The organism is Natronosalvus caseinilyticus (assembly GCF_017357105.1).
In the GTDB taxonomy this organism is placed as follows: Archaea; Halobacteriota; Halobacteria; order Halobacteriales; family Natrialbaceae; genus Natronosalvus; species Natronosalvus caseinilyticus.
In genome coordinates this window covers 3,305,378-3,328,411 of sequence record NZ_CP071596.1, presented here as the reverse complement: position 1 = coordinate 3,328,411, position 23,034 = coordinate 3,305,378, and the positions used below count along the sequence as shown (strand labels likewise).

The following is a 23,034-nucleotide window of genomic DNA, read 5'->3' as shown; positions in this document are numbered from 1 at the left end:
ATGGCAGAGCACACACTCTCCGAGTCCGAGACGGAAACGACCAGCCTCGGAACCGACGCCTTCTCCGAAATTCGTCTCGACGGCGTCACCAAGCACTTCGGCGACCTGCTGGCCGTCGACGACCTTAACCTGACGATTCGGGACGGCGAGTTCCTCGTCTTGCTCGGCCCTTCGGGTTGTGGCAAATCGACCACTCTCAGAATGATCGCCGGCCTCGAGATCCCCTCCGAAGGAACCATCGAAATCGGAGAGCAGGACGTTACCGAAACGCTTCCCCAGAAGCGGGATCTCTCGATGGTCTTCCAGAGCTACGCGCTGTACCCGCACAAAACCGTCAGAGGCAACCTCGAGTTCCCGCTCGAGAAGCTGGATCTCGAGGACGATGAAATGGAGGCGCGAATCCGGCGAACCGCCGAATTGCTCGAGATCGACGACCTGCTTGACAACAAACCGGGTCAGTTGAGCGGCGGGCAACGCCAGCGGGTCGCACTTGGACGGACCATCGTCCGCGAGCCGAAGGCGTTCCTGATGGACGAACCGCTGTCGAACCTCGACGCGAAACTTCGCGTCCAGACGCGAACCGAACTGCGTCGCCTCCAGCAACAACTGGGAACGACGACGATCTACGTCACCCACGATCAGGAGGAGGCGATGAGTCTGGCCGACCGCATCGCGGTGATGAACGACGGTCGCCTCCAGCAGGTTGGCACACCAAAGGAGGTCTACGAGAATCCCGTCAACGAGTTCGTCGCGGGATTCCTGGGGGAGCCGTCGATGAACTTCCTCGAGCCCGAACAATTGAAATCGATTAGCGGCGAGAACTCGCTCTCTGGGGCGGCGACGATCGGCGTCCGTCCCGAAGACGTCACCGTCGCCGAAGAAGACGGCCACCGACACCGACAGGGAGATGAACAAATGCAGTCACACCACTCGGGGCAGACCTACCAGCTGGAAGGCGAGACGCTCGTCGTCGAGCCTCTCGGAAACGCGTACGAGATCGAGTTCGACTGTGACGGAACGGTCGTCACCGCTCGCTTGCGCCACCGGCCCGAGACGACCGAGCCGGGATCGGCGGCGACCCTGCAGTTCTCCGCCGACGCGATTCACCGGTTCGGGCCGGAGGGGGAGGTGATCGACGAATGATCCCCCAGGACTGTGCACTGACGGTTCGAAACGGCGTGGTCTGCGTCGTCGGTCCCGACGGAGACGTGCGAACCCAGCCTGATGAGTCGGGGGTCTACGCGAACGATACCCAGTACCTCCGGCAGTTCAGCGTTCGAGTAACCGACCGAACCGCTCCCGGACGAGGCTGGGATCGGCTGGAGCGACGCGCTGGACCCGGAGGCGTCACCACCGTTCTGATGGGTGCCGCCCCTGGGGACGGACGTGGGGACGCTCGTGAGTTCGTGCTGAAAAAGCGCCTCTCGATCGAGGAGGCTACGGTCGTCCTCGAGACGACGGTTCGAAACCACGCCCTCGAAGAGCGGGTGCTCGACCTCGAGTTCGAAATCGGTAGCGCGTTCCGACACGTCTTCGAGTGTCCTGGGTTCTTTTCGCCGCGTGAGCCGGTCGACCGGGAGATTTTCGCGACCGCCTCCGAACACGAAGAGACGGTAGCCATCGTTGGTACCTCGCCCGATGGGACCTCTCGCAGGGCGGCGATTATCGTCGAGGGATGCCGTCTCGAACGCGTCGATTCTGCCGGCGAGGGCGCTCGAGCCACGTTCGAGCGGACGATCGATCTGGCGGCCGGCGAGAACCGAACGGTCGTCGCCACCGCGACGCTACGACCGATGCGTGGCGAACCGATTCCTGTTCCCGAGTTCGACCTGTCCCCTGTGACGTCCCTCGAGGTCCCGACCGCGCCCCCGGCGTCGAAGACGGATCCGAGTCCAGCGTCCCTTACGAACGCGCCCCTCGAGCAGGTTCTCGAGGCCGCTGAAGCCACCCTGCAGGTGTTGATGCTCCCCGAGGGCGTCCCTGCTGCGGGTGCCCCACGTTTCGTCGCCCCGTTCGGACGCGATGCCCTCCTCGTCGGGTTTCAGACGCTGCCGTTCGCACCCGAGCTGACCGAACGAATCCTCGAGTACCTTGCCGAGCAACAGGCGTCGACGACCGACACCGACACCCGCGCAGAACCCGGAAAGATACCTCACGAGGGGCGTCTCGGGGACCGTCCGGCGCTCGGTCGATCGATCCGCAGGCCGTACTACGGAACGGTGGACGCGACGCCGCTGTTCGCCGCGCTCGTCGCTGCCTACGCGGAATCCAGCGAATCCCCGGTCTCGGACGACCTGTACGCCGCCGCCGTCGAGGCCGTCGAGTGGACGATTTCGGCGGGCGACGAAGACGGACTTCTCTGGTACGAGCCCCACGATCACGAGTACGGGCTCACCCACCTCGGCTGGAAGGACAGCGCTCGAGCGATCGCTCATCCCGACGGCACCGCGGCGACGCCACCGATCGCGCTGACGGAGGTACAGGGATACGCCTACCGGGCGCTTCGCGGCGTCGCCCGTCTCGCCAGTACACGCGACGACGAGGCCCGTTCGGCCTCGCTCGAGGAACGAGCCGGCAACCTGCAGAGCGCGTTCGACGAGGCGTTCTGGCTCCCCGGGGCAGACAGTTATGCCCTGGCGCTCGACGCCGGCGGACCGGTCGAGGCGGTCGCCTCCAACCAGGGCCACGCCCTGTGGTCGGGAATCGTCCCGGCCGAACGGGCAGAGAGCGTGATCGATCGACTGCTCGAGCCGGACATGCTGGCCGACGCCGGCGTCCGAACGTACTCGTCCTCGCACCCGGCGTTCGATCCACTCTCCTACCATCGTGGGAGCGTCTGGCCCCACGATTCCAGCCTCGCCGCGCTCGGGTGTGCGCGGTACGGCCGCGCGGACGCCGTGGACGAACTCGTCGACCGCGGACTGGGTGCGCTCTCGAGCGGCCTCAAGGCCAGTCCCGATCGGTGGGGCTTTCCCGAATTGCTCGTCGGCCTAGACGAGCCCGCCGTGGACGCCGGACGCGCTCGCCACCCAGATTCGTGCGAGCCAGCGGCCTGGAGCGCCGGAAGCGCGTTCGGCTTCACGCAGGCGGCGTTGATCGCTGATGGCGTGATTTCAGCGCAACCGATCGAGCGAACCGTGGACTCCGAGTCGGATCCAGACGTTGACGGCGACACCCACCCGGAGGTGACTATCGATGGCTGAACTCACACTACAGGACGTTACGAAAGTCTACGACGATACAGACGGCGAAATCACGGCGGTCGACTCCGTCTCACTAACCGTCGAAGACGGAGAATTTCTCGTTCTCGTCGGCCCATCGGGGTGCGGGAAGTCGACCACACTCCGGATGATCGCGGGCCTCGAGACGGTAACCGATGGCGCGATCAACATCGACGACCGGACGGTTCACCGACTCGCACCGAGCGAGCGAAACGTGGCGATGGTGTTTCAGAGCTATGCGCTGTACAAGCGCATGACGGCCCGTCAGAACATGGGCTACGGACTCAAGCACTCGACCAACATGGCCGCCGACGAGCGAGCAAATCGGGTCGAAGAGACCGCCGCCCTCCTCGACATCGAGGAGTTGCTCGAGGACAAACCCGAGGCGATGAGCGGCGGGCAAAAACAGCGGGTCGCACTCGGGCGGGCACTCGTTCGAGATCCGGACGTATTCCTGCTCGACGAGCCGCTCTCGAACCTCGACGCCAAACTTCGATCGCACATGCGTACCGAGCTCCAGCGGATTCAGGCCGATCTCGACGTGACCGCGGTGTACGTGACTCACGATCAGACCGAGGCGATGACGATGGCGGATCGCATCGCCATCATGGACGACGGCGTCCTCCAGCAGGTCGATCCACCGGAGGTCGCCTACGAACATCCCGTCAACGAGTTCGTCGCGAGCTTCCTCGGGAGTCCGGCGATGAACGTCTTCGACGTGATCGTCCGCGCCGAAGGCGATCACTACGCGTTCGACCTCGAGGGGACGACGCTCGGCCGCGTTCCCCAGGAGTCCGTCGAAGACGATCTCGAGGGACGGACGATCCGGTTTGGGGTTCGACCCGAGGACCTCACTCTCGACGCTGGGGGCGAAGACGAAAACGAAACCGGGAGCCACTTCCTGGCCACCGTTTCGGTTACCGAATACCAGGGTAACGACAACTTCGTCTACCTCGACGTCGACGGTCGTTCGATGACGGCTCGCGTCAGGCCTTCGGTCTACCCGGAGACTGGCGACGAAATCGAAGTTGCCATCGCTCCAGCCGACATTTATCTGTTCGATCCAGACACGACGGCATCGATCAAGACCCGCGGTTTCGGCGAAACACGCAGCGACACCCAACCGCTCACCCGCAAGTAAAATCTCTTATGACCTGTTCTCAGCAGACGACGGACGGTATCGCCTTTCAGCACTCCAAAGCGATCGCGAACCCAGAATTCCATCTCGACGTGCTGGACGAACTCACCTACGAAGCCGAGGTCGAGGGTGGGGTACCCCTCGCAAGCGATCCGGACAATCGGTATCCCTACGCATATCCGCGTGACATTGCCTCGATCACCCGCGCGTGGCTGACGGCGATCCGACACGATGTGCGACCGACGGAGTGTCTGAACCGGATTCTCGAATCGGCCCGTTTCATGATTGCCGTCGAGGATGACGGCCGCTGGTATCAACGATACGCGCTCGACGGGACCGAACAGGGCATCTACCGGCAGGAGGACAACGTCGCCCACGGCATCCGAATTATCGCTCACGCCGTGGTCGCCCTCGAGACCGTGACAGGTCTGGAAGCGGCCGACGAGGCGTTTCTCTCTGCGGCCGTCGAGGCGATCGACGCCGCAGTGGCACATGCGCGGCGCGACCTCTACGACGCTAACGCTCATCTGATCGAGAGCACCACGAGTATTCACGAGGGAGCGATCGAATCCGGCTACACCCTCTGGGTCAACTGCGCGTTCCTTGCCGGCTTTCGGCAAGCACTCGACGCCTTCGAACGGATCGACGCCGCTACAAACATTGCAGTCGATGCGGAGCGAGACCATATCGAGGAATTTCTGAACCGTCTCGAGCCTGGTGTAAAGCGGTGCTTCGCGGTCGACGACGTTCCAGTCCCCCGGCGCTTTACGCCGGACGGAGAGCGCGACGACCGTCCCGATATCACACTTCTGGCACCCACGTACTTCGACCTCGAGGATCTGTTTGGAGATCAGGCGATTCGAGCCGCTGAACGGGCCGCAGCGGGGTTAGAAGATCCGCGACTCGGGGGACTCCAGCGATTCCGCGGCTTCCACCGCGACCACGAAGTCCACCAGCACGGTGGTACAGGCCCCTGGATGCAGTACACGGCGTGGCATGCGCAGTATCGGTACGATCGAGGCGAACTCGATCGCGGTGACGACGTGCTTTCGACGATCGTTAGTCACGCGGACGACGATGGCTTCATCCCCGAGCACCTCTCGACGCGCGACCGGTTCGAACAGTTCCGAGCGCGGGAGTGGAACACTGGCGTTGACTTCGATAAGGAGTTCGACCCGGACGTGCTCCGCGACGTTCCCTTCGACCGTGTCGTCGAGGAACTCGAGTCCATGCGGAGGGCGTACGACGGGATGGCTGAGGCCCTCGAAGAGAGCGAGGTCATCGCTTTTGCGGCACCTCTGGCGTGGTGTCACGCCGAGTTCTTGACCGCGCTACTCAAACGGGCCAACGAGTAAGGTGTCGATATGGATGTCCCACGGATCACCGTCGAGGACTACGACGCACTCGCCTCGAGCGAACCGCGAGCGGTCGCTCTGGACTGTCTGATCGCGGGGACCGATGCCACCCACCCACGACGGGTCGTCTTCGACGCGCTCGCGCTCGAGGACGAGCACCTCACTGTCACCCCGGTCGCCGGCCCATCACAAACCTACGACCTCGAGGCGTACGACGACGTCGTCGTTATCGGCGGCGGAAACGCCGCAGGCCACGTGGCCGCGGCGCTCGAGTCCCTACTGGGGGATCGAATCGACGGCGGCGTCGTGGTCACCGACGACCCCGTCGAAACCGACCGGATCGACGTGATGCCCGGCGATCACCCCGTCCCCTCCGAACGCGGTCTCGAGGGGGCGAACGCGGTCCTCGAACGGGCCGCGAACGCTGGCCCGGACGACCTCGTCCTCGGCTGTCTCACCGGGGGTGGGAGCGCTCTCCTTCCGGCACCCGCCGAGAACGTTTCGCTCGAGGACCTCCGGAAAACTACCGAGGCACTGCTCGCCAGCGGTGCGCCCATCGACGAGCTCAACGTCGTCCGGAAACACCTCTCGAGGTTCAAGGGCGGGAATCTCGCCCGCGCCGCGGCTCCTGCGACCGTCGTCGGGTTGCTCGTCAGCGACGTCGCCGGAGACGACCAGAGCGTGATCGCCAGCGGACCGCTCTCGCCCGACGAGACGACCTTCGCGGACGCGCTCGACGTGTTCGAGCGGTACGGCATCGGCGCTCCGAAGTCGGTTCTCGAGCACCTCCGACGCGGAGCCGACGGCAACGAACGAGAGACGCCAACCGACGACGATCCCGCGTTCGACGACGTCGACTGCCACGTCGTCGCCAATGCGAACACGGCGCTCGAGGCAGCCCGCGAGGTCGCCGTCGACCGCGGCTACGCGCCGCTCGTACTATCCTCGTCCGTGCGAGGCGAAGCACGCGAGGCCGCGAAAACGCAGGTCGCCATTGCCGAGGAAATTGCCCGGACGGGGAAGCCAGTAGAGCCACCAGCCGTCGTCCTCTCGGGCGGGGAAACCACTGTCACGCTTGTGGACGATTACGGTCGAGGCGGTCCGAACCAGGAGTTCGTTCTCGGTGGGGCGCTCGAACTCGCGGTCCCGGCGGTCGTCGCCAGCGTCGACACCGACGGCATCGACGGTGCGACGGACGCGGCGGGAGCCATCGCCGACCAGCGAACCGTCTCCCGCGACGGCTCACTCGATCCGCTGAAAGCGCGACGAGCGCTCGAGCGGAACGACGCCTATCCGACGCTCGAGGCGGCCAACGCGCTGATTCGGACGGGAGCGACTGGAACGAACGTCAACGATCTTCGAGTTCTCGTCGTGGAACGGGGCGTCGCCGATCAGTAAAATCCGACTCGAGTTCGATATAGCAAGATACGATTTATTTGTCTGGCGTGGGTCGGGCAGTATGGACAATAATACAACATTTTTATCTTCGATTTACGAATCAAAAGCCCGGAAATCGACCGTTCAGACTCCCAGCGAGTAGATGTTCGCTTCGTACACCGTTCGGACTTGATCCCCCCAGTCGTGGGTGTACGTATCGATGACGTCGCTCGCGACGTCCCCGCGCAGATACTTGACGACCCCGCGGTCTCCCGTTCGGTCGCGGAGATGGGTCGTGAAGAAGTGTCGGAAGTAGTGGGGCGTCACGTTCTCGCTCGCGCCGCCGCCGGTCCGATACCAGCCTCGCCTGCGGGCGTGTTCCTCGACGATATAGCGCACGTCCGAGGGCTCGAGGCGCCGTCCCCAGCTGTCACCAGTGTCCAGAAAGAGCGGTTCGGCCGTCGACCGCGCGTCGGGTCGAATCGCCAGCCACTCGGCGAGAACCGCCTGTAGCTCCGAATCGACCGGGATAACGGTCCCCCGCTTGCGCTTGTTCGACGCCGTCCGCTCCTCTCCGTTGACGACCGCACCGCGAACCGGCTTCTCGTCGACGTACAGCGAATCGGGACGGGCCTCGAGCTGGACCTGCGGCGTCCACTCGAGATCGACCGTCTCGAAATCGGTGTGGAGATCGCGTAGATCCAGGTTGCAGAGTTCGCCGACACGCATTCCCGTCTTGAGGAGGGTGACGACCACGGCACGCTCGAGAGGGTGTGCGAGGTCGCCGACAAACGACCGCATTTCGGGAATCGAAATCTCACGCCTGGTCGGGTTCGTGTCGATCGATTCGTTCATCTCTTCGACAACCAGCGACATCGGATTCCCCTCGAAGGCCTCGACGCGGGTCATGTAGTCGTAAAACCGGTGGACGTAGGAGGCGTAGGTGGCGATCGTACTCGGCTCGAGACGGCCTCGCAGGGAGTGCACCCAGGCCATACACTCCCGTCGGGTCGCGTTCGCAGGCGAGACACCGCTCTCGTCCTCGACGAACGACTCGAACTGTCCGAGCACGCGTTCGTAGGCCTCGACCGTCCGCTCGCTCTTGCCGTGATAGCGTTGCTCTTCGAGGAAGTAGGATACTGGCTCCTCGATCGTGGCTGGCTCGCTCGCTCGGTCAGTTGCCATCGATATCACCACTCAGGGTGTACCCGCCGTGGCGACCGCTGTATCGAACCTGGTTCGTCGCCTGGAGACGCTCGAGCGTCTCGTCGAGTTGAGACTCGATGTCGTCGCTCACCGCCTCGAGCAATTCTTCCCACGAATACGTCCCGGAACGAAGCAGCTCGAGGACCTGTGTTTCGAGGCCGCTACCCCCAGGGGTGGCGTCCGGAGAACGGGGTTGCTCTGATGGCGACTCGAACCCCTTTCGGCCGGCTTGTACCATACTCCTTACATACTCGCTCTGGCTCATGTCGAGTTCGTCGGCGTGGGCGGCCCAGTTCTCTTTCTGGTAGCTGGGCACGTAGGTTCTGACGACGACGGTCTCGGAACCCGGATCGTCACTCATGAACGACGGTCCGTACTCGAGGATAATCAATCTAGCTGTTACTCGAGATAAGAGCCCTTATCTAAACTCGAACACCTGAATTACGCCTGTATCTAAGTATGTTATTATACATTTGCTACCCCAATACACTATGAATTGAGATTATAATCTATCCATGGTGAGTACGTGGCTCGAGATTACTATCTACCCGATTGCCGCTTCATTTGGAGACTCGCCTGGTGAGTTGCGAGTGACGAAGCTGAACTGGGGACGCTTCCTTCAGCGTCCATGTCGTTTACGTCCCAAATCTCTGGTTAGCCGAAGCAGGACTTCACTGATTTTTGAGAGTTATTTCGACGGCAATCGAGCTAACGGAAGCTGGTAGCGACAACCGGTCCTGGCAAGTGATCGAACGATGGTCAAATGACCTTCAAACGTTCGCTCAAGAGCGCCGATGAATGCGTTCGTCTGACGTCGCGAGGGATATCCATCTCTGGGTGGCGAGCGACGGCGGGACAGGTCGTCTGCGCGAAGCCGCTGGCCTAGTGATTCGCAGGTCAGCTATTCCAGAAATCAGCCGTAGTACGCACACCATCCCGGTATCGAGAGGGCAGTGTCCATCTACCGATCGGACTCGAGCGTCTACGTGAGGACGGAAGGAAACCCATGGATCCGGATTGCGTATCACAACCAATACGCTATCGATCCGACCTCATCCGAAGGCGGAAACGACTCGTTCTGCAGGATGGGGAGGCGGCTGATGCCGTTCGAGAGGGGTTTTCACCGGGATTATAGACGAGGGTCCGGAAGGTACGTTCGCTCTACGAGTGACACCGTCTGGAGGCGATTGCGACACTGAGACGGTACTGACCACGCTGTAGCAGCGTCGGGAAGCCTTCGTGTGGCTGGAGCGAGAATAGTGACTGTCCAGAACGGGAACTCACCCCGTATTCGATGACGATCTCCATCGGTCGACTGGATTGGCTGGCCTTTCGTGTCACTGTACTCTCGACACTCCTCCAATCGTCGTTCGTAGCGACTGAACTGCAATTGAATCGCACCCGAATCCCTCGAGGAGTACGCAGTCGAGGACAGCGCTGATCGTTTTGTCGATGGGGTAGCGCGTCCCGGTCGTGGAGAGAGCGCATTCCTCAATTCGGCCAGGTCACCTCGAGCCGTTCGAATCTGGCCTCGCTCCATACAGTGCGTACGGAGGTCAGTGTACGGGTGAGAGCTGGTGGGTTGAGGGCTTGGCGACCCCTATCTCTCGAGGGGCAGAGAACCGCTCACGCGGCCCGTGAGGGTGTTCGACGCCATGGTGACGGCCCCTTTATCCAGATCTGTCCCGGTGGTGTGCTGCGTCCAGCTACTGCCGTTTTCTACCGAACATAGCACGCCGTTCGTCTCACGATAGATTCGGAACTGGTGACGGGAACGGTCGATGTACCTCGTGGACGGTGAGCGTGAATATCGATGGGGACGTGGTCGGCTCGTCCGATCCAGGCGTTCGATTGCTGCTCGTCCTGAGCCTTTCGTGCAATTTTTCGTTCAGTCCGTATTTCCGGGCTGGAATACACGAGGTTCGATCCCTCGGTATCTCCTCCCGGCCCCGGCGAACCTGGACTGAACTGGTGGTAGTTGCGAATTTTATCCCAATATTTTGTCAAAAGGTCCGTCTAACCGAGGACTGGTACACGACGGATAAACACTATTCCGCTATATCGAATTGACGTTATTGGGAACAGTCACGGGAACTCGAGTATCGCCAGGAGTATCGCCAGACGGCGTGGCCACCGTGATAATCGGAGTCGGTTTCTCGAGTTTCTCGAGTGTGTTTCGCCCGGGTTACGAACTGAGTCACGAACTGGTCGCTTCCGGACTGGTACCCTTCGACCGTACCTATTTGTCACCGCGTCGTGACTGTCCACCTATGTCCACGATCCTGCTGGCAGTCGATCGAGACGAGGACCGGGCGGTCGCACAAGCGGAGTCCATCGTCGAGCTCGAACTCGAGTCGGCGTCAACCCGAGTCAGAGTCGTCCACATCTTCACCAATAATCCCGAAGGGGCGTCCGTCACACAGCTCGGTGCCGTTCGTCGAGCGAAGGCGGTGCTCGAGGGCGCCGGGTTCGACGTCGAGGTGGAGGGGAGAAGTGGTGATCCCGTCGACGAAATCCTCGACGCCGCGGACGAACACGACGCGGATGTCATTACGATTGCCGGTCGAAAACGGTCGCCGGCCGGAAAGGCACTGTTCGGCAGCGTGGCCCAGGGTGTGTTCCTCAACACGAACCGGTCTGTCTTGCTATGCAGTGAACGGGACGCCTGACCGCCTTCCGAGGCTGATCGGCCCAGGTGAGATCGGGATTTCATCGACGATACCACCCTCTGCGGGCCATCGATCGCTCGAGCAGGCATCGCCCACGTGATGGAAATCGGCATCTAACAATGTGACCGTCTATCTTCATTGCGGACATGACCGCCGACAGCGAACACTCGATCGTCTACGTCGGGTGTACCGCACCCGGGAACCAGGTGCTCGAGTCCCTCCTCGAGCACGACCTGCCCATCGACTCGGTCGTGACGATCGACCCCGAGATGGCCGCGGCGAACGCCGTCTCTGGCTACGCCTCCCTCCGACCGACCGCGGAAGCCCACGATCTCGAGGTGTACCACCCTCGGACGTACTCGATGACCGACGCGGCCGACCTGGATCACTTCCGGACGATCGATCCCGACCTCCTGATCGTCAACGGCTGGCAGCGACTGATCCCGGAGGCGATCCTCGAGACGGCTACCTACGGCGCGCTCGGAAATCACGGCAGCGCGTTCGGCCTGCCGAAGGGTCGCGGCCGCTCGCCGCTCAACTGGTCGCTCATCGAGGACCGCGACCGGTTCCTCCTCTCGGTAATTCGACTGGACCCCGGCGCCGACTCCGGGGACGTGGTGACGACCAGAAAGTTCGATATCACCGAGTTCGATACAATCGAAACGCTGTACTACAAGGTCTCGATGTGTCTCGAAGCGATGCTCGTCGAGGTCGTCGAGCCGATTCTCGAGGGCGAGCGGCCCTTCGAACCGCAGACTGGAGAGCCGACGTACTATCCGAAGCGCACTCCCGAGGACGGCGAGCTGCACTGGGCGAACGGGACTCGAGAACTGTACAATCTCGTTCGAGCGGTAGCCGATCCCTACCCGGGCGCGTTCACCTACGTCGACGTCGACGGCGACGTTGGCGGCGATTCGAACCTCGACGCGACCAGCAACGACGACGCCTCCCGAAACGGTCTCGAGCAGGTCATGATCTGGGACGCCATTCCGTTCTCGTCGGACCTCGCGAAGTCGCCTCCGCCCGGGACGATCGTCGAGGTCTTCTGGACCGACGAGTTCGTCGTCGCGACCGGTGACGGAACCTTGCTCGTCCGTGAGTGGGAAGTGGACTCGAGTTCGAACTCGGACTGGGAACCCGCCGTCGGCGATCGGTTCGAGTCCCGCGGCGAACCGAATCGCGTTGACCGGCCCGACCACCACGAGAATCTCTCGAGTTCGGGTTCGGATTCAGGTTCGGGTTCGAACACAGATTCGGATTCAAATTCAGATCAGGGTGACCGGAATGCCTGAGCTCTCGACCCTCGAGCGCCTCGAGTACACGCTCGAGGAGTACGAACACCTCCTTCGTACGTTGCTCGAAGATGGCGTCTCCTTCGTGGACTTCGGCCGACCGCTCGGTCGCGACGAGGTGATCCTGCGCCACGACGTCGACCTCTCGCCGGAACTGGCTCTCGAGATGGCACGACTCGAGGCCGCACTCGACATTTCGTCGACGTACTGCGTGCTGGTGACGACGCCGATTTACAATCTGCTCGAGGTCGATCAGTCGAAAGCCCTGGCCGAGATCCAGACGCTGGGCCACGACGTGGCGGTTCACTTCGACACCCACCACTACTGGGACGACCGGCCGAGCAACGACGAACTCCGCACGCAGGTGCGAGCGGAGTGCGACGTGCTGGGGACGATCCTCAACCGCCACGTCGACGTCGTCTCGTTTCACCGCCCACCGGAGTGGGTGCTCGACGTCGACTTCGATGGCTTCGAGAACGCCTACCAGCCGGCGTACTTCTCGGAGGTGACCTACCGGTCGGACTCGAGCCAGAAGTGGCGCTCCGAACCGCCGTTCCCGGAGGGACGACCGGAGCGGATGCAACTGCTGGTTCACCCGGGGTTGTGGGGAGAATCTCCCAGACAGATGGCCGACATCGTCGCCGAAATCGCGACGAGACAGCGTGCGCACGTCGATTCGTATCTGGACGGACTCGGCGTTTGAGGAGTGCGTGGCGTACCCGGAGGCTCGGTGAGGTGTTACGACTACGAGAGTGCGACCTCGAGTTCGGTCTCCGTGTCGTCACCCGCAAGTAGCGACCGTACGGCGGCCACTTCTGAGGAAATTTCGGCCGCGTTCTCCATCAGCACCGTCTCGCTGGGGAACAGTTGCTCGCCCAGCACCAATCCGTGGTCCCTGGCGGTCGAGCCGGTGACGGTGAGGTAAACGCCGACGCCCGCTTCGGCGATGGCACGCTCCTCCTCGACGCCCTCGTCGGGGTATCGAAACCGGACGTTCTCGAGACTGTCGGTCCCGAGGACGGCCCGAACCAGTCGTTCGTACCGCGGCGTGATACACAGCGGCCCCTCGTAAGTCTGCAGGAAGTCGCGATCGATCGGCTCGCTCGAGGGGGCCGCCTCGGGCGTCGCCATCAGCGTGTGGTAGACTGTGTCACCGAGACCCGAAACGACCTGGACGTCGGTGTTTGCGGGATTGATCCGGGCGTTGACGTCGGCGATGCGTTCGAGCGGTTCGGCGCGCAAGTCGACGACCTCTTCGAGGACGAGGTCGGCGCTGTCGAATCCGAGCGCGAACTCGTGGGTTCGAAGGGCGCGAAACGGCTCCTCGCGGCCGACGAGGACGAGTTCCGTTCCCTCGGAGACGCCGTCGACGCCCTCGAGCGGGATCGTGACGCTGTCGAAGACGATCCGCCGTGGCTTGCCGGCTCGATCGTCCCGGAGCAGGGTGTACTCGGGTGCCGTCGGATCGTCGACGGCGCTGTAGGTGGCGAGGCGATGGTAGACGTCGGGCTGGTCGGGCTCGACGGAGCCCTTGGTCACGGCTTTCTCGTGTCGAAGCGTCGTGATGACGTCGTCCGCGAGCTCCGGTACGTCGAGTCGACGCGCCAGCAGGTCGAGGACCGACTCGAGCGGCCGACCTTTTCGCGGTATCGCGAGTGGAATGCGCTCGCCCATTGGCGTAGCTGTGAGACGGGCGGCTAAACCGGTTGCGTTTCAGGTGAGATTGTCGTGACTGTGGTGTCGTGGCGGCTGTGGCGACCGTGGCGGCTGGCTACCCTAGTGTCCACGGTGGCGTGGCAGCCGTGACATAATACCCAGGGCGGTCGTGGCTGCGGTAGGGTCCGGAGCCAGCCAGATATCGATCGAAACGAGAGCGCAGAACGGTAGGCAGAAGGGAACGGCCAGCAGAACGGAACAGCTACTCCGAAAACATCGAACCCAGCTGATCGCGCCACTCCGTGATGTCCGTGACCTCGTCTCGAACCTCCTCGAGGTCCTCCTCGAGGTCTTCGACGTCCGATTGGACATCCTCGACGTCCGACTGGACGTCCTCGACCGACGATTCGACGTCGTCGATACCTTCCTGCAGATCGGTTTCGACTTCCTCGAGGTGGCCTTCGACGCGCTCCAGATCGTCCTCGAGGTCGTCGACCGTCGAATCGGTATCAGCGAGTTCGTCCTCGAGGTTCTCGGTACGTTCGTCGACGGTTTCGACCGTCTCGCTGACCGCCTCGAGGTCGGCCTCGAACGAGTCGACTAGCTCCGTGAACTCGGTGATGAGCTGTTCGCCGGTCCCGTTCTCGTCGAGGAACTCCTCGAGCGCGCCGGTGTAGGCGGCGAGTTCTTCGACCCGGGACTGGAGGTGCTCGATCTTCGCGGCGTCGCTTCCCGAGAGGGTGGCCTCCGGTGGTTCGGAGTCGACCTCAACGTCCAGGGCCGACCGGATCGCCTCGCGGTCGTCCTCGTCGAGTTCACCGGAGCGGAGTTCTTCGGCGAGGGCCGCGCCGATGGACGCGGCGTCGGTCGGAAGCGGTCGAGCGTCGGCCGCCGCGTCTGTGGTCTGCTCGTCGGTCACGTCGGTTTCGTCCGCGTCCGTATCGCCGTCGGTGGGATCCTCGAGGTCCAGTTCCTCTGCCTCGGCATCTTCGGCGTCGGCGTCTTCGGTATCGTCTACCGCGTCGTCTGCATCGTCTGCGTCGTCCGCCTCAGCGGCCGCCGCCTCGAGGTCGAGTTCGATCGTCGGCGCGTCGTCGTCTTCCGTTTCGTCCTCGTCTGCGGGATCCGGCAGTTCATCGCCGTCGAAACCGAGGTCGATGTCGGGGGCGTCCTCGTCCTCGTCGTCTTCTTCATCCGCCTCGACGGGGGTCGGATCGGTGTCGACGTCGCCCAGGTCGAGGTCGAGTCCTTCGTCCTCGTCGAGGAAGCCGCCGGTGTCTTCGTCAGCGTCGTCAGCGTCGTCGGAAGCCGTATCCTCGCTTTCCGATTCGTCGAAGTCGAGGTCGATCGACTCGTCCTCGTTTTCAGCTTCTGTGGTCCTGTCGTCTTCGGCTTCCGCGGATTCGTCCTCCGCTTCGCTCGACTCCTCATCGTCTCCATCGTCCACACCACCCTCGTCGTCCTCGAGGCCGGGCACGCTGTCGGCCTCTCCCGACAGCATGTCCTTGACCACCTGATTGCTATCGTCGGCGATGATGTCGTCGATCATCGTCTCGTCGAGGTGGTCGGCCGCCTCCTCGTCGACCTCGGCTTCGTCCTCCAGCCCCCCATCAGCATCCTCGTCCCCGTCCTCGTCCGTGGACACGCTCTCGATCGTCGGTTCGGTCAGGAAGTCGGTCTGATCCGTCTCCTCGTCGAGGCGGACGCCGTAGACCGTGACCAGCGGGTCACCGGGCGAGACGACGCCGGAGAACTCGACGTGGTTGTCCTGGAACGCCGTCCAGTTCTCGCTGTGGTACTCCGGGTGAAAGCCGACGCTGTCCATGGGGAACGATTCGGGAATGTCCTCAGAGAGTTGGACTGTCGCTGGTTCGTCTCTCGTCGATTCGAATTCGAACCGGACGGCCGGCACGGGGAACTCGTCTGCGGTGAACGACTTTCGCACCGTTATCCCACTGTCGGTCACCTCGACCACTTTCTCACCATCCGCGGTTTCGCTCATGCGAGCAACGTTAATTCAGCATTACCTTAAAACGAACGGGCGCTCGTTCGGGTGATCGAACGGGCTCTTTCTCAGCCGAGATCGACCCGATCGCCGATCTCGACGACCTCGAGTCGCTCGGGGTGATCGAAGCTCCGGGCGTGGTGGTGGAGCACTTTCGGATCGGCGGTCAGCCCCTTCCACATGTCCCAGTGACTGGGGAGCAGGGTCTCGAGCTCGAGTACCTCGGCACACTCGATAATCTGGTTCTCGTCGTTGTACCATCGCGTGCGCTCGGGTTCGCCCGTCTCCTTGTCGGGGATGGTGCCGACCGTGCCGAACGCGAGGATGCCGAGGTCGAGGTCGTACGCCTCGCCGATGCGCTCGAACGAATCGTCCTCGGGGGGTTTGGTGTCGCCGCCGTGGAACACCGTGCCCGCCTCGTGTTCGATCACGTAGCTCACGGGGTGGGTCGCGTCGGGGTCGTTGGCCGCCTCGACGTGGACCGTGAACTCGCCGATCTCGACGGTGTCTCCCTCCGTCACTTCCGCGAACTGGTCGTCCCTCACGTCCCAGTTGTCGGTCCACGCTTCGTCTTCGCGCGCGACCGCGAGGCTGTCGTCGGGGCCGTACAGCGTGGCGCTCGAGTTCGCCAGCACCGGCGCCTGACTCGGGCCATGGACGTGGTCGGTGTGTTCGTGGGTGACCAGGACGGCGTCGGCGTGGTCGACGTCCTCGGGGTCGAAGGGGACTGGAACCATCCGTACCGTCCGTGGCGGGTCGCCCAGGCCGACGTAGGGATCGACGTAGATGGTCGTCCCCTCGCGTCCCTTCAGGACGAAGCCGTTACAGCCCAGGTACCAGATCGCGACCCCGTCGGGGTCGGCCGATTCGATCGCGTTCGGGAGCCAGTCTCCCCAGTCGCTCGTTGCCATGCTCGAGTCTGTGCGAGGGCGGTGGGTAAGTGTTGTCGTTCGGTTCCAAACGTTTACTACGTCAATGCTGCAACGGGGTGGATTTCGCCACCCGTCTATCGCCTGCAGAACATTCATTCAGAAACTCGTGACAGTCACACCTGATGCATCGGCCAACACCTGACAGACGAACCGTCCTCCAGACGCTCGGTATCGCGGCCGGCACGGCGATACTGGGCTCGACGACGTCCGGTGTCTCGGCAGACGACCACGACGCGGACTCACAGACGCAAATGAGCTACGAACTCCCCGAACTCTCCTATGACTACGACGCGCTCGAACCGCACATCGACGAACGCATTATGGAACTGCACCACAGCAAACACCACCAGGGGTACGTCGACGGCGCGAACGAGGCCCTCGAGACGTTCGAGGAGATGCGTGCCGACGGCGACTTCGAGGATATCCAGGCGGCGAAGCGCGACTTCTCGTTCAACCTGTCCGGTCACGTCAACCACGTCGTCTTCTGGGAGACGATGAGTCCGAACGGCGGCGGCGACCCCGACGGCGAGTTGCGGGAGGCCCTCGAGGCCGACTTCGGTTCGATCGAGAACTTCCGCGCGGAGTTCACCGCGGCGGCCGAGGGCGTCGAGGGCGGCGGCTGGGCGATGCTGTTCTACGACCCGCTCGCGGACGGACTCGTGATCGGCCAGCTCGAGGGACAGAACGACCTCGCTCACCAGGGGTCGGTGCCGATCCTCGCGCTCGACGTCTGGGAGCACGCCTACTACCTGCAGTACGAGAACGACCGGTCGGCCTACGTCGAAGAGTGGTGGAACGTCGTCGACTGGGACGGTGTCACGTGTTACCACCAGGCGGCGACCGACGCCCAGGCTCGGCCACCGGAAGACTGTAAACAGAACTGCTAACCGGACTCGAACAGGTGTCCGGTTACTGGGTCCCGTGAACCGACAGGTCCTGTGGACTACCAGGTCCCGTGGAACGTGTCGAACTCGAGGCTCTCGAGGGGTTCGTTTCCGACGGCGATTTCGTACTCGCCGGGGGTCAGCATCGGCTTGTGAAATCGCGGCCCATCGTCGGTCGTGATCCGGGGACAGCCGGTGTTGACGAAGGCGTCCATATCGAAGTTGCGCAGGCGGTCGGGGGTGACTTCGTCCATCGTGATGAGGTAGGCGTCGTCGTTGCCCTCGAGGATCTCCTGGGCCATCTCCCAGCGGCCCTGCCCGATTTTGGTACAGAAGATGACGCCCCACTTTTCGGCGTCCATCGCGCGGTGGACGGCGCCGTAGCGCTGTTTCATGAACTTCTCCGTATCGGCGACGGTGACGACGTTGTTGACCGGGTCGGCGATGACGACGTGCTTGTCCGGGTGTTCCATCGCCAGCCCCAGCGGGTGGAACTTGCCGCCGCCGACGTAGAGCACCTGGTCGGCGGGGACGTCCGCGCTGGCGTAGTTGCACCCCAGCACCTGCCCTTCGTGGGTCAGGCGGTCGTCGCCGCGACGCGTCTTCACGTCGTAGCCGCGATCTTCGAGGTACACGCGCATCTCCTCGAACCGGTTCATGTGCTGGGCGGTGGTGACGAGTCCGACGTCCGGCGTCTCCTCGGCCGGCTCGAGGGTCTCGAGGGCTTCCTCGATGATCGGCGTCACCTCGACGTTCGAGAACAGCGGGACGTAGATGACCTTGTCCGTGTCCTTCATCGGCGAGTGGCCGAAGTGGACGAACACGTCGGTGCGTTTCATCAGGTAGGTGTCGAGGTCGCAGGCCCCGTAGCAGGGCTGGCCCGAGAGCATGATCGTCGCGTCCTCGGGGACCAGTTCCCGGAGGTCGTCGGCCACCTTCGGCCCGCGGCGTTTCAATCCCTCGGGAAACTGCAACCCAATTTTCTTCGCGTCCTTCTCCTCGACGGCCTCGACGATTCGCTCGAGTTCGTAGTCCCACTCCCGGTCGTGTTTGAGGGACATTCCCGTGTTCCGGAGGTCACCCTCGCTGTACTCCGACTCCTGGCTCATTGGACGATATTACGGACGCGGACGTAAAACGACGCGGGTTTCCGGCGCCGATGGCGGATCCGGCACATACAAACGGCCCGCGTCCCAACCTGGGTTCATGAGCGTCGAAACCGCCCCCGACCCGACCGAGACTGACGTCGAATCCCTCGGCGAAGCACTCGGCGAAGCTATCACGACCCTGCCCGAGTACGAGGCCTTCGAGGAGGCCCAGCGCGCCGTCGAAACGGACGAAGAAGTTCAGACGAAAATCGACGAATTCGAGCGCGTGCGCCAGGAGTTCATGATGGCCCGCCAGACGGGGACGGCCTCCCAGGAGGACTTACAACACCTCCAGGAGACCCAGCAGGAACTGCACGCGATGGAGCCGATGGCCGACTTCCTCGAGGCGAAAGGCGACCTGACGGCGCGTCTCGAGTCGATCAACCGGGCGATTTCGGACCCGCTCGCGGTGGACTTCGGCAGCGAGGCTGGCGGCTGTTGTCACGACTGAGCGGCCTCCACCGACCTGAACCACCGTTCTGGTCACTCGCGTTCCGCTCGAACCAATCGCGAACGAAGCGAGTAATTTTCGTCCCAACAGTCATAATACTGGAGGGTAAATGGAGGTCAATGGCAGCCGAAGACCCTGCAGATGGGTACCTGTTCGACCTCTACCGGCGCTACATCGGCGAACCGGACGACCGGACCGATGTGTACGTCGGGTTCGGACTGTTTCTCGGTGGTATCGGATTCGCGACCGTCGCGCTACTCATTTACCTGTGGAGTAGCACACTCGAGCCTCGCTCCCCGGCGCACCTCGCATGGGTAGAGCCGGCGTACTCCGTCGCGATGATCTCGCTTCCCGTCCTGATGCTGGGAATCGTGGTCTTGCTCCCGTCGGAACGACGTGTCCTGTACACCTCGATCGCCGGCCTCGCCGTCACGGTCGTGGCCGTCGGTGGATTCTTGTACGCCTACCCCGATCACTGGAACGGGTACGGGAACGATTACACCGCCCAGATCGTCGCGGTCTACGCCGTCGGACTCGCCGGCGTCACCGCTTCGACGGGGGCGGCGCTGATCGCGCACTATCTCGAGATGGCCCGAGCCGTCGACGACGCGAAATCGGATGAAAACAGCGAGGAACTCACCTACTCTGACGAGGAAATTCGAGACGACATCGACGCCGCGATGGAGGGTGTCGAACTCTCCTGGGGTGGCGTCGAGAAGTCCGAGCACAAGCGACTGACGTTTTCCGACCACGAGTTCGACAGTGAAAACCTGGACACGAACATGGCGACGAAGACGACGCGCTCGAGCGGCGTCGACGCGCAGGTCGCGGGCCTCAAGGGGCTCAAGGGTGGGGAGAAGAAGACCGCCGTCTCGGAGTCGTCGGTCGACGACCAGACCCAGAAGCTCAAGGAACTGCGAGAACAGCGACGCAAGGAACAGGCCGCTAAAGAGGCCGAGGGTCGTCGCATTGCGAACCCGTTTTCGGGGCTGCTCGAGCGTTTGCGTTCGCTGGTAAATCGTAATTAACGCGCTGACCGGTGGAGCAATCCGGGCTTATAACACCTAGCGGTACCGGAAATAAACGCACATAGATTTATAATCCGTCAGTGGAGTTGAGGAAACATGGCCAAAGGCCTAGACGTTGGAACAATGAACATCCTGTCGGCACAGCAGGATGGTTCCGATACCGTATTTGTGCAGCAGCGTAACTCCTTCGTGGAAATCGAATACTCCGATATGGCGGAGCAGATGCTCTCGCGGAGCGAAGTCCTTCACATCCGAAAGGACGACAAGGTGTACGTCGTCGGTGACGACGCGCTCAACTTCGCGAACATCTTCAACAAAGAAACCCGTCGGCCGATGAAACACGGCATCCTCTCGGCCGACGAGAAGAGCGCGATCCCGATGATGAAGCTCATCATCGAGCAGGTCGTCGGCGAACCGTCCTACCCCGACGAGAAACTCTACTTCTCGACCCCCGCCGATCCGATCGACGACGATCTCTCGACGCTCTACCACCAGAAGACGATCGAGTCGTTCCTCAACGACATCGGCTACGATGCCGAACCGATCAACGAGGGGATGTCTGTCATCTACTCGGAACTCGCGGACAACAACTTCACCGGCCTCGGCATCAGTTTCGGCGCCGGGATGACGAACGTCTGTCTCGCGTACTACGCGGTCCCGGTCATGAAGTTCTCCGTCGCCCGCGGTGGCGACTGGATCGACGAGCAGGCCGCCCGCGCGACTGGTACCCCGGTCGACAAGGTCACCTCCATCAAGGAGGACAACTTCGAACTCGACTTCACAACCGACGTTGGCGGCGTCGAGGGTGCGCTCTCGATTTACTACGAGAACCTCCTCGACTACGTCATCGAGAACATCGTCAAGGAAGTCGACGACGAGGACGTCGAGGAAGGCCTCGACGTGCCCGTGGTCGTCACCGGCGGGACCTCGAGCCCCAACGGCTTCGAGGCCCTGTTCCGCGACCACTTGCAGGACGCGGCGATCCCGTTCTCGATCAGTGGTGTGAGCCACGCCGACGAGCCGCTGTACAGCGTCGCTCGCGGTGGACTCGTCGCCGCTCGTTCGGACGAGGACGTCGATTACGAGGAAGAGGAAGCCGAAGCGACGGCTGCGAGCGAGTAGCTCGTCCGGTTCCCGGTTCTCGAGTTCCGGTTCTCGAGTCCCAATTCGCGTTTTTCTTCGATAGCGTTTCCCTCGAGTTCGACGGTCGTCAGCGATCGCTACGTTTCGTAAAAGCGGTTGAACGCGTCCTGCCAGGATTCGTACGCCATCTCTCGGCTCTCGTGTTCGACGGGTACGTCCGCGAATCCGCACCGATTGCACGCGATCGTCGTGACCTCCCCCAGCGTGAGCCGCTCGAGTGGAGCCTGGCACCGTGGGCAGTCGTCCATGGCTACGGCATGACAGGCAGCTATCTTAAGTGTATGTTCTCCGTCCGCTGGCGCTGACACTGACACCGGCGCTCACGGCGAACTATTGTCGTTCGACCCCAAACTATATTACTACTAAGCATTTGCAAAACTATTTGTATGCGGCCTGTGTATGCCGTCGTATGAGCACCACTTCGTCCCCCCAGTTCGAGCGAACGATCGACCGCTGTCGGCCGACCGACGTCACTCCCGTGGCGCTCGACGCCTCGGATCTCGACTCGACGGCCCCCGAGTACCTGCGCGACCTCAAGCGCGAGTTCACGCGAAACGACCTCTTCCCGGCCGGCCTGACGGTCGACGCCTGTTTCGCGGAGGACTGTTCGCTCGACACGCAAGCCGAAATCGATCGTATTCGAAGCTACGTTCGCGCCGGCGCGTTCCTCGGCGTCGGCACCGTGACCGTCGATTGCGACGACGTCGCGAACGCCGAGAAGGTCCGTCCCGCGCTCGAGGCCTGTGCCGAACGCGCCGACCGGGAAGGGCTCTCGTTCGAACTCGACGCACCCATTACCCTCGACCGCGAAGCGTAGGCGATGCCCTCGGGGCTCTCCCGCCGACAACTCGCCCGCGTTCTCGAGTCAGTTGCCGATTTTCCCGCTCCCGACATCGACCTCGAGCAGTACCTCACGCCCGCGGAGCTCGCCGCTCACCTCGGTCACCTGGCCGCCGTCCAGGGTGACCTGACCGGCGCGATGGTGCTCGACCTTGGAACCGGAACGGGGATGCTGGCGCTGGCTGCGGGCCAGTACGCCCCCGACGGCGTCGTCGGGGTCGACGTCGACGCCGACGCCCTGACCCAGGCGAGACGCAACGAGGGGACCGTCGGCGAGGCGGCTCGCGAGGTCGGCGCCACCTCGAGCGTCGGACCGAGTTCGGGCTACGAATGGATTCGCGCGGACGCGTCTCGACTCCCACTCGAGCGGGGGAGACTCTCCGCGCCCGTCACCGTCCTCTCGAACCCGCCGTTCGGTGCCCAGCGAGGTAACCGCCACGCAGATCGGCGGTTCCTCGAGGCCGCCGCCGACCTGGCCGACGTCTCCTACACCATCCACAACGAGGGGAGCCAGGCGTTCGTCGAGTCGTTCGCGGCCGACGAGGGCGGCACCGTCACCCATGCGTTCGGAGCCGAGTTCCCGGTCGACCACCGATTCGCCTTCCACGACCGCGAGCGGGCGGTGCTCGAGGCCGAGGTGTTTCGGATCGAGTGGCGGGGACGGGAGTCGCGGTCGTAGTTCGGGTTCG

Annotated in this window: 21 protein-coding genes; 14 read left to right on the top strand and 7 right to left on the bottom strand. The window is 63.0% G+C overall.

From position 1 onward, the window contains the following. Genes J1N60_RS16040 through J1N60_RS16020 form a run of 5 tightly spaced genes read left to right on the top strand, consistent with a single transcriptional unit; the run spans nt 1 to nt 7,112 of the window. Nucleotides 1-1,143: an ABC transporter ATP-binding protein gene (locus tag J1N60_RS16040; protein ID WP_312908950.1), complete on the top strand. Its 1,143-nt coding sequence runs from the start codon at nt 1-3 to the stop codon at nt 1,141-1,143. Then, a complete protein-coding gene (locus J1N60_RS16035) occupies nt 1,140-3,203 on the top strand; it encodes an MGH1-like glycoside hydrolase domain-containing protein (protein WP_312908948.1) in 2,064 nt (687 codons plus the stop codon). The genes J1N60_RS16040 and J1N60_RS16035 overlap by 4 nt, the downstream gene beginning before the upstream one ends. Continuing rightward, nucleotides 3,196-4,362, top strand: a complete 1,167-nt coding sequence (locus tag J1N60_RS16030) for an ABC transporter ATP-binding protein (protein WP_312908946.1) — start codon at nt 3,196-3,198, stop codon at nt 4,360-4,362. The genes J1N60_RS16035 and J1N60_RS16030 overlap by 8 nt, the downstream gene beginning before the upstream one ends. A gap of 8 nt (nt 4,363-4,370) precedes the next feature. Further along, complete coding sequence (locus J1N60_RS16025; protein ID WP_312908944.1) at nt 4,371-5,714, top strand: glucoamylase; 1,344 nt, start codon at nt 4,371-4,373, stop codon at nt 5,712-5,714. A 9-nt stretch (nt 5,715-5,723) separates the two neighbouring features. After that, on the top strand, nt 5,724-7,112 hold the full coding sequence (locus J1N60_RS16020) for a glycerate kinase type-2 family protein (RefSeq protein WP_312908942.1): 1,389 nt from the start codon (nt 5,724-5,726) through the stop codon (nt 7,110-7,112). 123 nt (nt 7,113-7,235) lie between these two features. On the opposite strand, the gene J1N60_RS16015 is transcribed toward J1N60_RS16020, so the two are convergent. Both J1N60_RS16015 and J1N60_RS16010 read right to left on the bottom strand, forming a co-directional pair. Continuing rightward, a complete protein-coding gene (locus J1N60_RS16015) occupies nt 7,236-8,276 on the bottom strand; it encodes a tyrosine-type recombinase/integrase (protein WP_312908940.1) in 1,041 nt (346 codons plus the stop codon). Then, on the bottom strand, nt 8,266-8,658 hold the full coding sequence (locus J1N60_RS16010; protein ID WP_312908938.1) for a DUF5805 domain-containing protein: 393 nt from the start codon (nt 8,656-8,658) through the stop codon (nt 8,266-8,268). The genes J1N60_RS16015 and J1N60_RS16010 overlap by 11 nt, the downstream gene beginning before the upstream one ends. A 1,909-nt stretch (nt 8,659-10,567) precedes the next feature. On the opposite strand from J1N60_RS16010, the gene J1N60_RS16005 reads away from it, so the two are divergent. The 3 genes from J1N60_RS16005 (at nt 10,568) to J1N60_RS15995 (ending at nt 12,961) form a co-directional block, all read left to right on the top strand. Further along, nucleotides 10,568-10,966 (top strand): universal stress protein, encoded by a 399-nt coding sequence (locus J1N60_RS16005; protein WP_312908936.1) that lies wholly within the window; start codon nt 10,568-10,570, stop codon nt 10,964-10,966. Nucleotides 10,967-11,112: 146 nt separating this feature from the next. Continuing rightward, the gene (locus tag J1N60_RS16000; RefSeq protein WP_312908934.1) at nt 11,113-12,258 is read left to right on the top strand and encodes a methionyl-tRNA formyltransferase; all 1,146 of its coding nucleotides are present in this window, start codon (nt 11,113-11,115) and stop codon (nt 12,256-12,258) included. Continuing rightward, nucleotides 12,251-12,961 carry a polysaccharide deacetylase family protein gene (locus J1N60_RS15995; RefSeq protein WP_312908932.1) on the top strand — a complete coding sequence of 237 codons (711 nt, stop codon included), beginning with the start codon at nt 12,251-12,253 and terminating at the stop codon, nt 12,959-12,961. Before J1N60_RS16000 ends, J1N60_RS15995 begins: the two co-directional genes overlap by 8 nt. A gap of 41 nt (nt 12,962-13,002) precedes the next feature. On the opposite strand, the gene J1N60_RS15990 is transcribed toward J1N60_RS15995, so the two are convergent. From J1N60_RS15990 to J1N60_RS15980, 3 genes are all read right to left on the bottom strand, one after another. Next, a complete protein-coding gene (locus J1N60_RS15990) occupies nt 13,003-13,932 on the bottom strand; it encodes a phosphoribosyltransferase HisG-related protein (protein ID WP_312908930.1) in 930 nt (309 codons plus the stop codon). A gap of 244 nt (nt 13,933-14,176) precedes the next feature. Further along, nucleotides 14,177-15,916, bottom strand: coding sequence for an AAA family ATPase (locus J1N60_RS15985; protein WP_312908928.1), 1,740 nt, complete (start codon nt 15,914-15,916; stop codon nt 14,177-14,179). Nucleotides 15,917-15,987: 71 nt separating this feature from the next. Continuing rightward, entirely contained in the window at nt 15,988-16,830 is an 843-nt protein-coding gene (locus J1N60_RS15980; RefSeq protein WP_312908927.1) for an MBL fold metallo-hydrolase, read from the bottom strand. A gap of 143 nt (nt 16,831-16,973) precedes the next feature. Here J1N60_RS15980 and J1N60_RS15975 point away from each other — a divergent pair, with 143 nt between their 5' ends. After that, a complete protein-coding gene (locus J1N60_RS15975) occupies nt 16,974-17,738 on the top strand; it encodes a superoxide dismutase (protein ID WP_312908925.1) in 765 nt (254 codons plus the stop codon). A 56-nt stretch (nt 17,739-17,794) separates the two neighbouring features. On the opposite strand, the gene dph2 is transcribed toward J1N60_RS15975, so the two are convergent. Continuing rightward, entirely contained in the window at nt 17,795-18,844 is a 1,050-nt protein-coding gene (gene dph2 / locus J1N60_RS15970; protein ID WP_312908923.1) for a diphthamide biosynthesis enzyme Dph2, read from the bottom strand. Between the two features lie 97 nt (nt 18,845-18,941). Between dph2 and J1N60_RS15965 the strand changes: the two genes are divergently transcribed. The 3 genes from J1N60_RS15965 (at nt 18,942) to J1N60_RS15955 (ending at nt 21,484) form a co-directional block, all read left to right on the top strand. After that, nucleotides 18,942-19,334 (top strand): YlbF/YmcA family competence regulator, encoded by a 393-nt coding sequence (locus J1N60_RS15965; protein WP_312908922.1) that lies wholly within the window; start codon nt 18,942-18,944, stop codon nt 19,332-19,334. A gap of 119 nt (nt 19,335-19,453) precedes the next feature. After that, nucleotides 19,454-20,362, top strand: a complete 909-nt coding sequence (locus J1N60_RS15960; protein WP_312908921.1) for a cell division protein CdpA domain-containing protein — start codon at nt 19,454-19,456, stop codon at nt 20,360-20,362. 96 nt (nt 20,363-20,458) lie between these two features. Next, complete coding sequence (locus tag J1N60_RS15955) at nt 20,459-21,484, top strand: disk-shape morphogenesis protein volactin (protein ID WP_253436680.1); 1,026 nt, start codon at nt 20,459-20,461, stop codon at nt 21,482-21,484. A 98-nt stretch (nt 21,485-21,582) separates the two neighbouring features. Here J1N60_RS15955 and J1N60_RS15950 read toward each other — a convergent pair whose 3' ends face one another. Continuing rightward, complete coding sequence (locus J1N60_RS15950; protein ID WP_312908919.1) at nt 21,583-21,753, bottom strand: hypothetical protein; 171 nt, start codon at nt 21,751-21,753, stop codon at nt 21,583-21,585. Nucleotides 21,754-21,914: 161 nt separating this feature from the next. On the opposite strand from J1N60_RS15950, the gene J1N60_RS15945 reads away from it, so the two are divergent. Together J1N60_RS15945 and J1N60_RS15940 are read left to right on the top strand one after the other, a co-directional pair. Then, complete coding sequence (locus J1N60_RS15945; protein ID WP_312908917.1) at nt 21,915-22,322, top strand: DUF7961 family protein; 408 nt, start codon at nt 21,915-21,917, stop codon at nt 22,320-22,322. 3 nt (nt 22,323-22,325) lie between these two features. Next, the gene (locus J1N60_RS15940; RefSeq protein ID WP_312908915.1) at nt 22,326-23,024 is read left to right on the top strand and encodes an METTL5 family protein; all 699 of its coding nucleotides are present in this window, start codon (nt 22,326-22,328) and stop codon (nt 23,022-23,024) included. The last annotated feature ends 10 nt before the right edge of the window (nt 23,025-23,034 follow it).

Bases quoted from the DNA above. Each gene is read 5' to 3' on its own strand.
- J1N60_RS15950 (WP_312908919.1), bottom strand. From the start codon at position 21,753: ATGGACGACTGCCCACGGTGCCAGGCTCCACTCGAGCGGCTCACGCTG.
- J1N60_RS15940 (WP_312908915.1), top strand. From the start codon at position 22,326: ATGCCCTCGGGGCTCTCCCGCCGACAACTCGCCCGCGTTCTCGAGTCA.
- dph2 (WP_312908923.1), bottom strand. From the start codon at position 18,844: ATGAGCCAGGAGTCGGAGTACAGCGAGGGTGACCTCCGGAACACGGGA.
- J1N60_RS16005 (WP_312908936.1), top strand. From the start codon at position 10,568: ATGTCCACGATCCTGCTGGCAGTCGATCGAGACGAGGACCGGGCGGTC.
- J1N60_RS16025 (WP_312908944.1), top strand. From the start codon at position 4,371: ATGACCTGTTCTCAGCAGACGACGGACGGTATCGCCTTTCAGCACTCC.
- J1N60_RS15945 (WP_312908917.1), top strand. From the start codon at position 21,915: ATGAGCACCACTTCGTCCCCCCAGTTCGAGCGAACGATCGACCGCTGT.
- J1N60_RS15960 (WP_312908921.1), top strand. From the start codon at position 19,454: ATGGCAGCCGAAGACCCTGCAGATGGGTACCTGTTCGACCTCTACCGG.
- J1N60_RS16010 (WP_312908938.1), bottom strand. From the start codon at position 8,658: ATGAGTGACGATCCGGGTTCCGAGACCGTCGTCGTCAGAACCTACGTG.
- J1N60_RS15965 (WP_312908922.1), top strand. From the start codon at position 18,942: ATGAGCGTCGAAACCGCCCCCGACCCGACCGAGACTGACGTCGAATCC.
- J1N60_RS16000 (WP_312908934.1), top strand. From the start codon at position 11,113: ATGACCGCCGACAGCGAACACTCGATCGTCTACGTCGGGTGTACCGCA.
- J1N60_RS15985 (WP_312908928.1), bottom strand. From the start codon at position 15,916: ATGAGCGAAACCGCGGATGGTGAGAAAGTGGTCGAGGTGACCGACAGT.
- J1N60_RS16040 (WP_312908950.1), top strand. From the start codon at position 1: ATGGCAGAGCACACACTCTCCGAGTCCGAGACGGAAACGACCAGCCTC.
- J1N60_RS16035 (WP_312908948.1), top strand. From the start codon at position 1,140: ATGATCCCCCAGGACTGTGCACTGACGGTTCGAAACGGCGTGGTCTGC.
- J1N60_RS15990 (WP_312908930.1), bottom strand. From the start codon at position 13,932: ATGGGCGAGCGCATTCCACTCGCGATACCGCGAAAAGGTCGGCCGCTC.
- J1N60_RS15980 (WP_312908927.1), bottom strand. From the start codon at position 16,830: ATGGCAACGAGCGACTGGGGAGACTGGCTCCCGAACGCGATCGAATCG.
- J1N60_RS15995 (WP_312908932.1), top strand. From the start codon at position 12,251: ATGCCTGAGCTCTCGACCCTCGAGCGCCTCGAGTACACGCTCGAGGAG.
- J1N60_RS15955 (WP_253436680.1), top strand. From the start codon at position 20,459: ATGGCCAAAGGCCTAGACGTTGGAACAATGAACATCCTGTCGGCACAG.
- J1N60_RS16020 (WP_312908942.1), top strand. From the start codon at position 5,724: ATGGATGTCCCACGGATCACCGTCGAGGACTACGACGCACTCGCCTCG.
- J1N60_RS16030 (WP_312908946.1), top strand. From the start codon at position 3,196: ATGGCTGAACTCACACTACAGGACGTTACGAAAGTCTACGACGATACA.
- J1N60_RS15975 (WP_312908925.1), top strand. From the start codon at position 16,974: ATGCATCGGCCAACACCTGACAGACGAACCGTCCTCCAGACGCTCGGT.
- J1N60_RS16015 (WP_312908940.1), bottom strand. From the start codon at position 8,276: ATGGCAACTGACCGAGCGAGCGAGCCAGCCACGATCGAGGAGCCAGTA.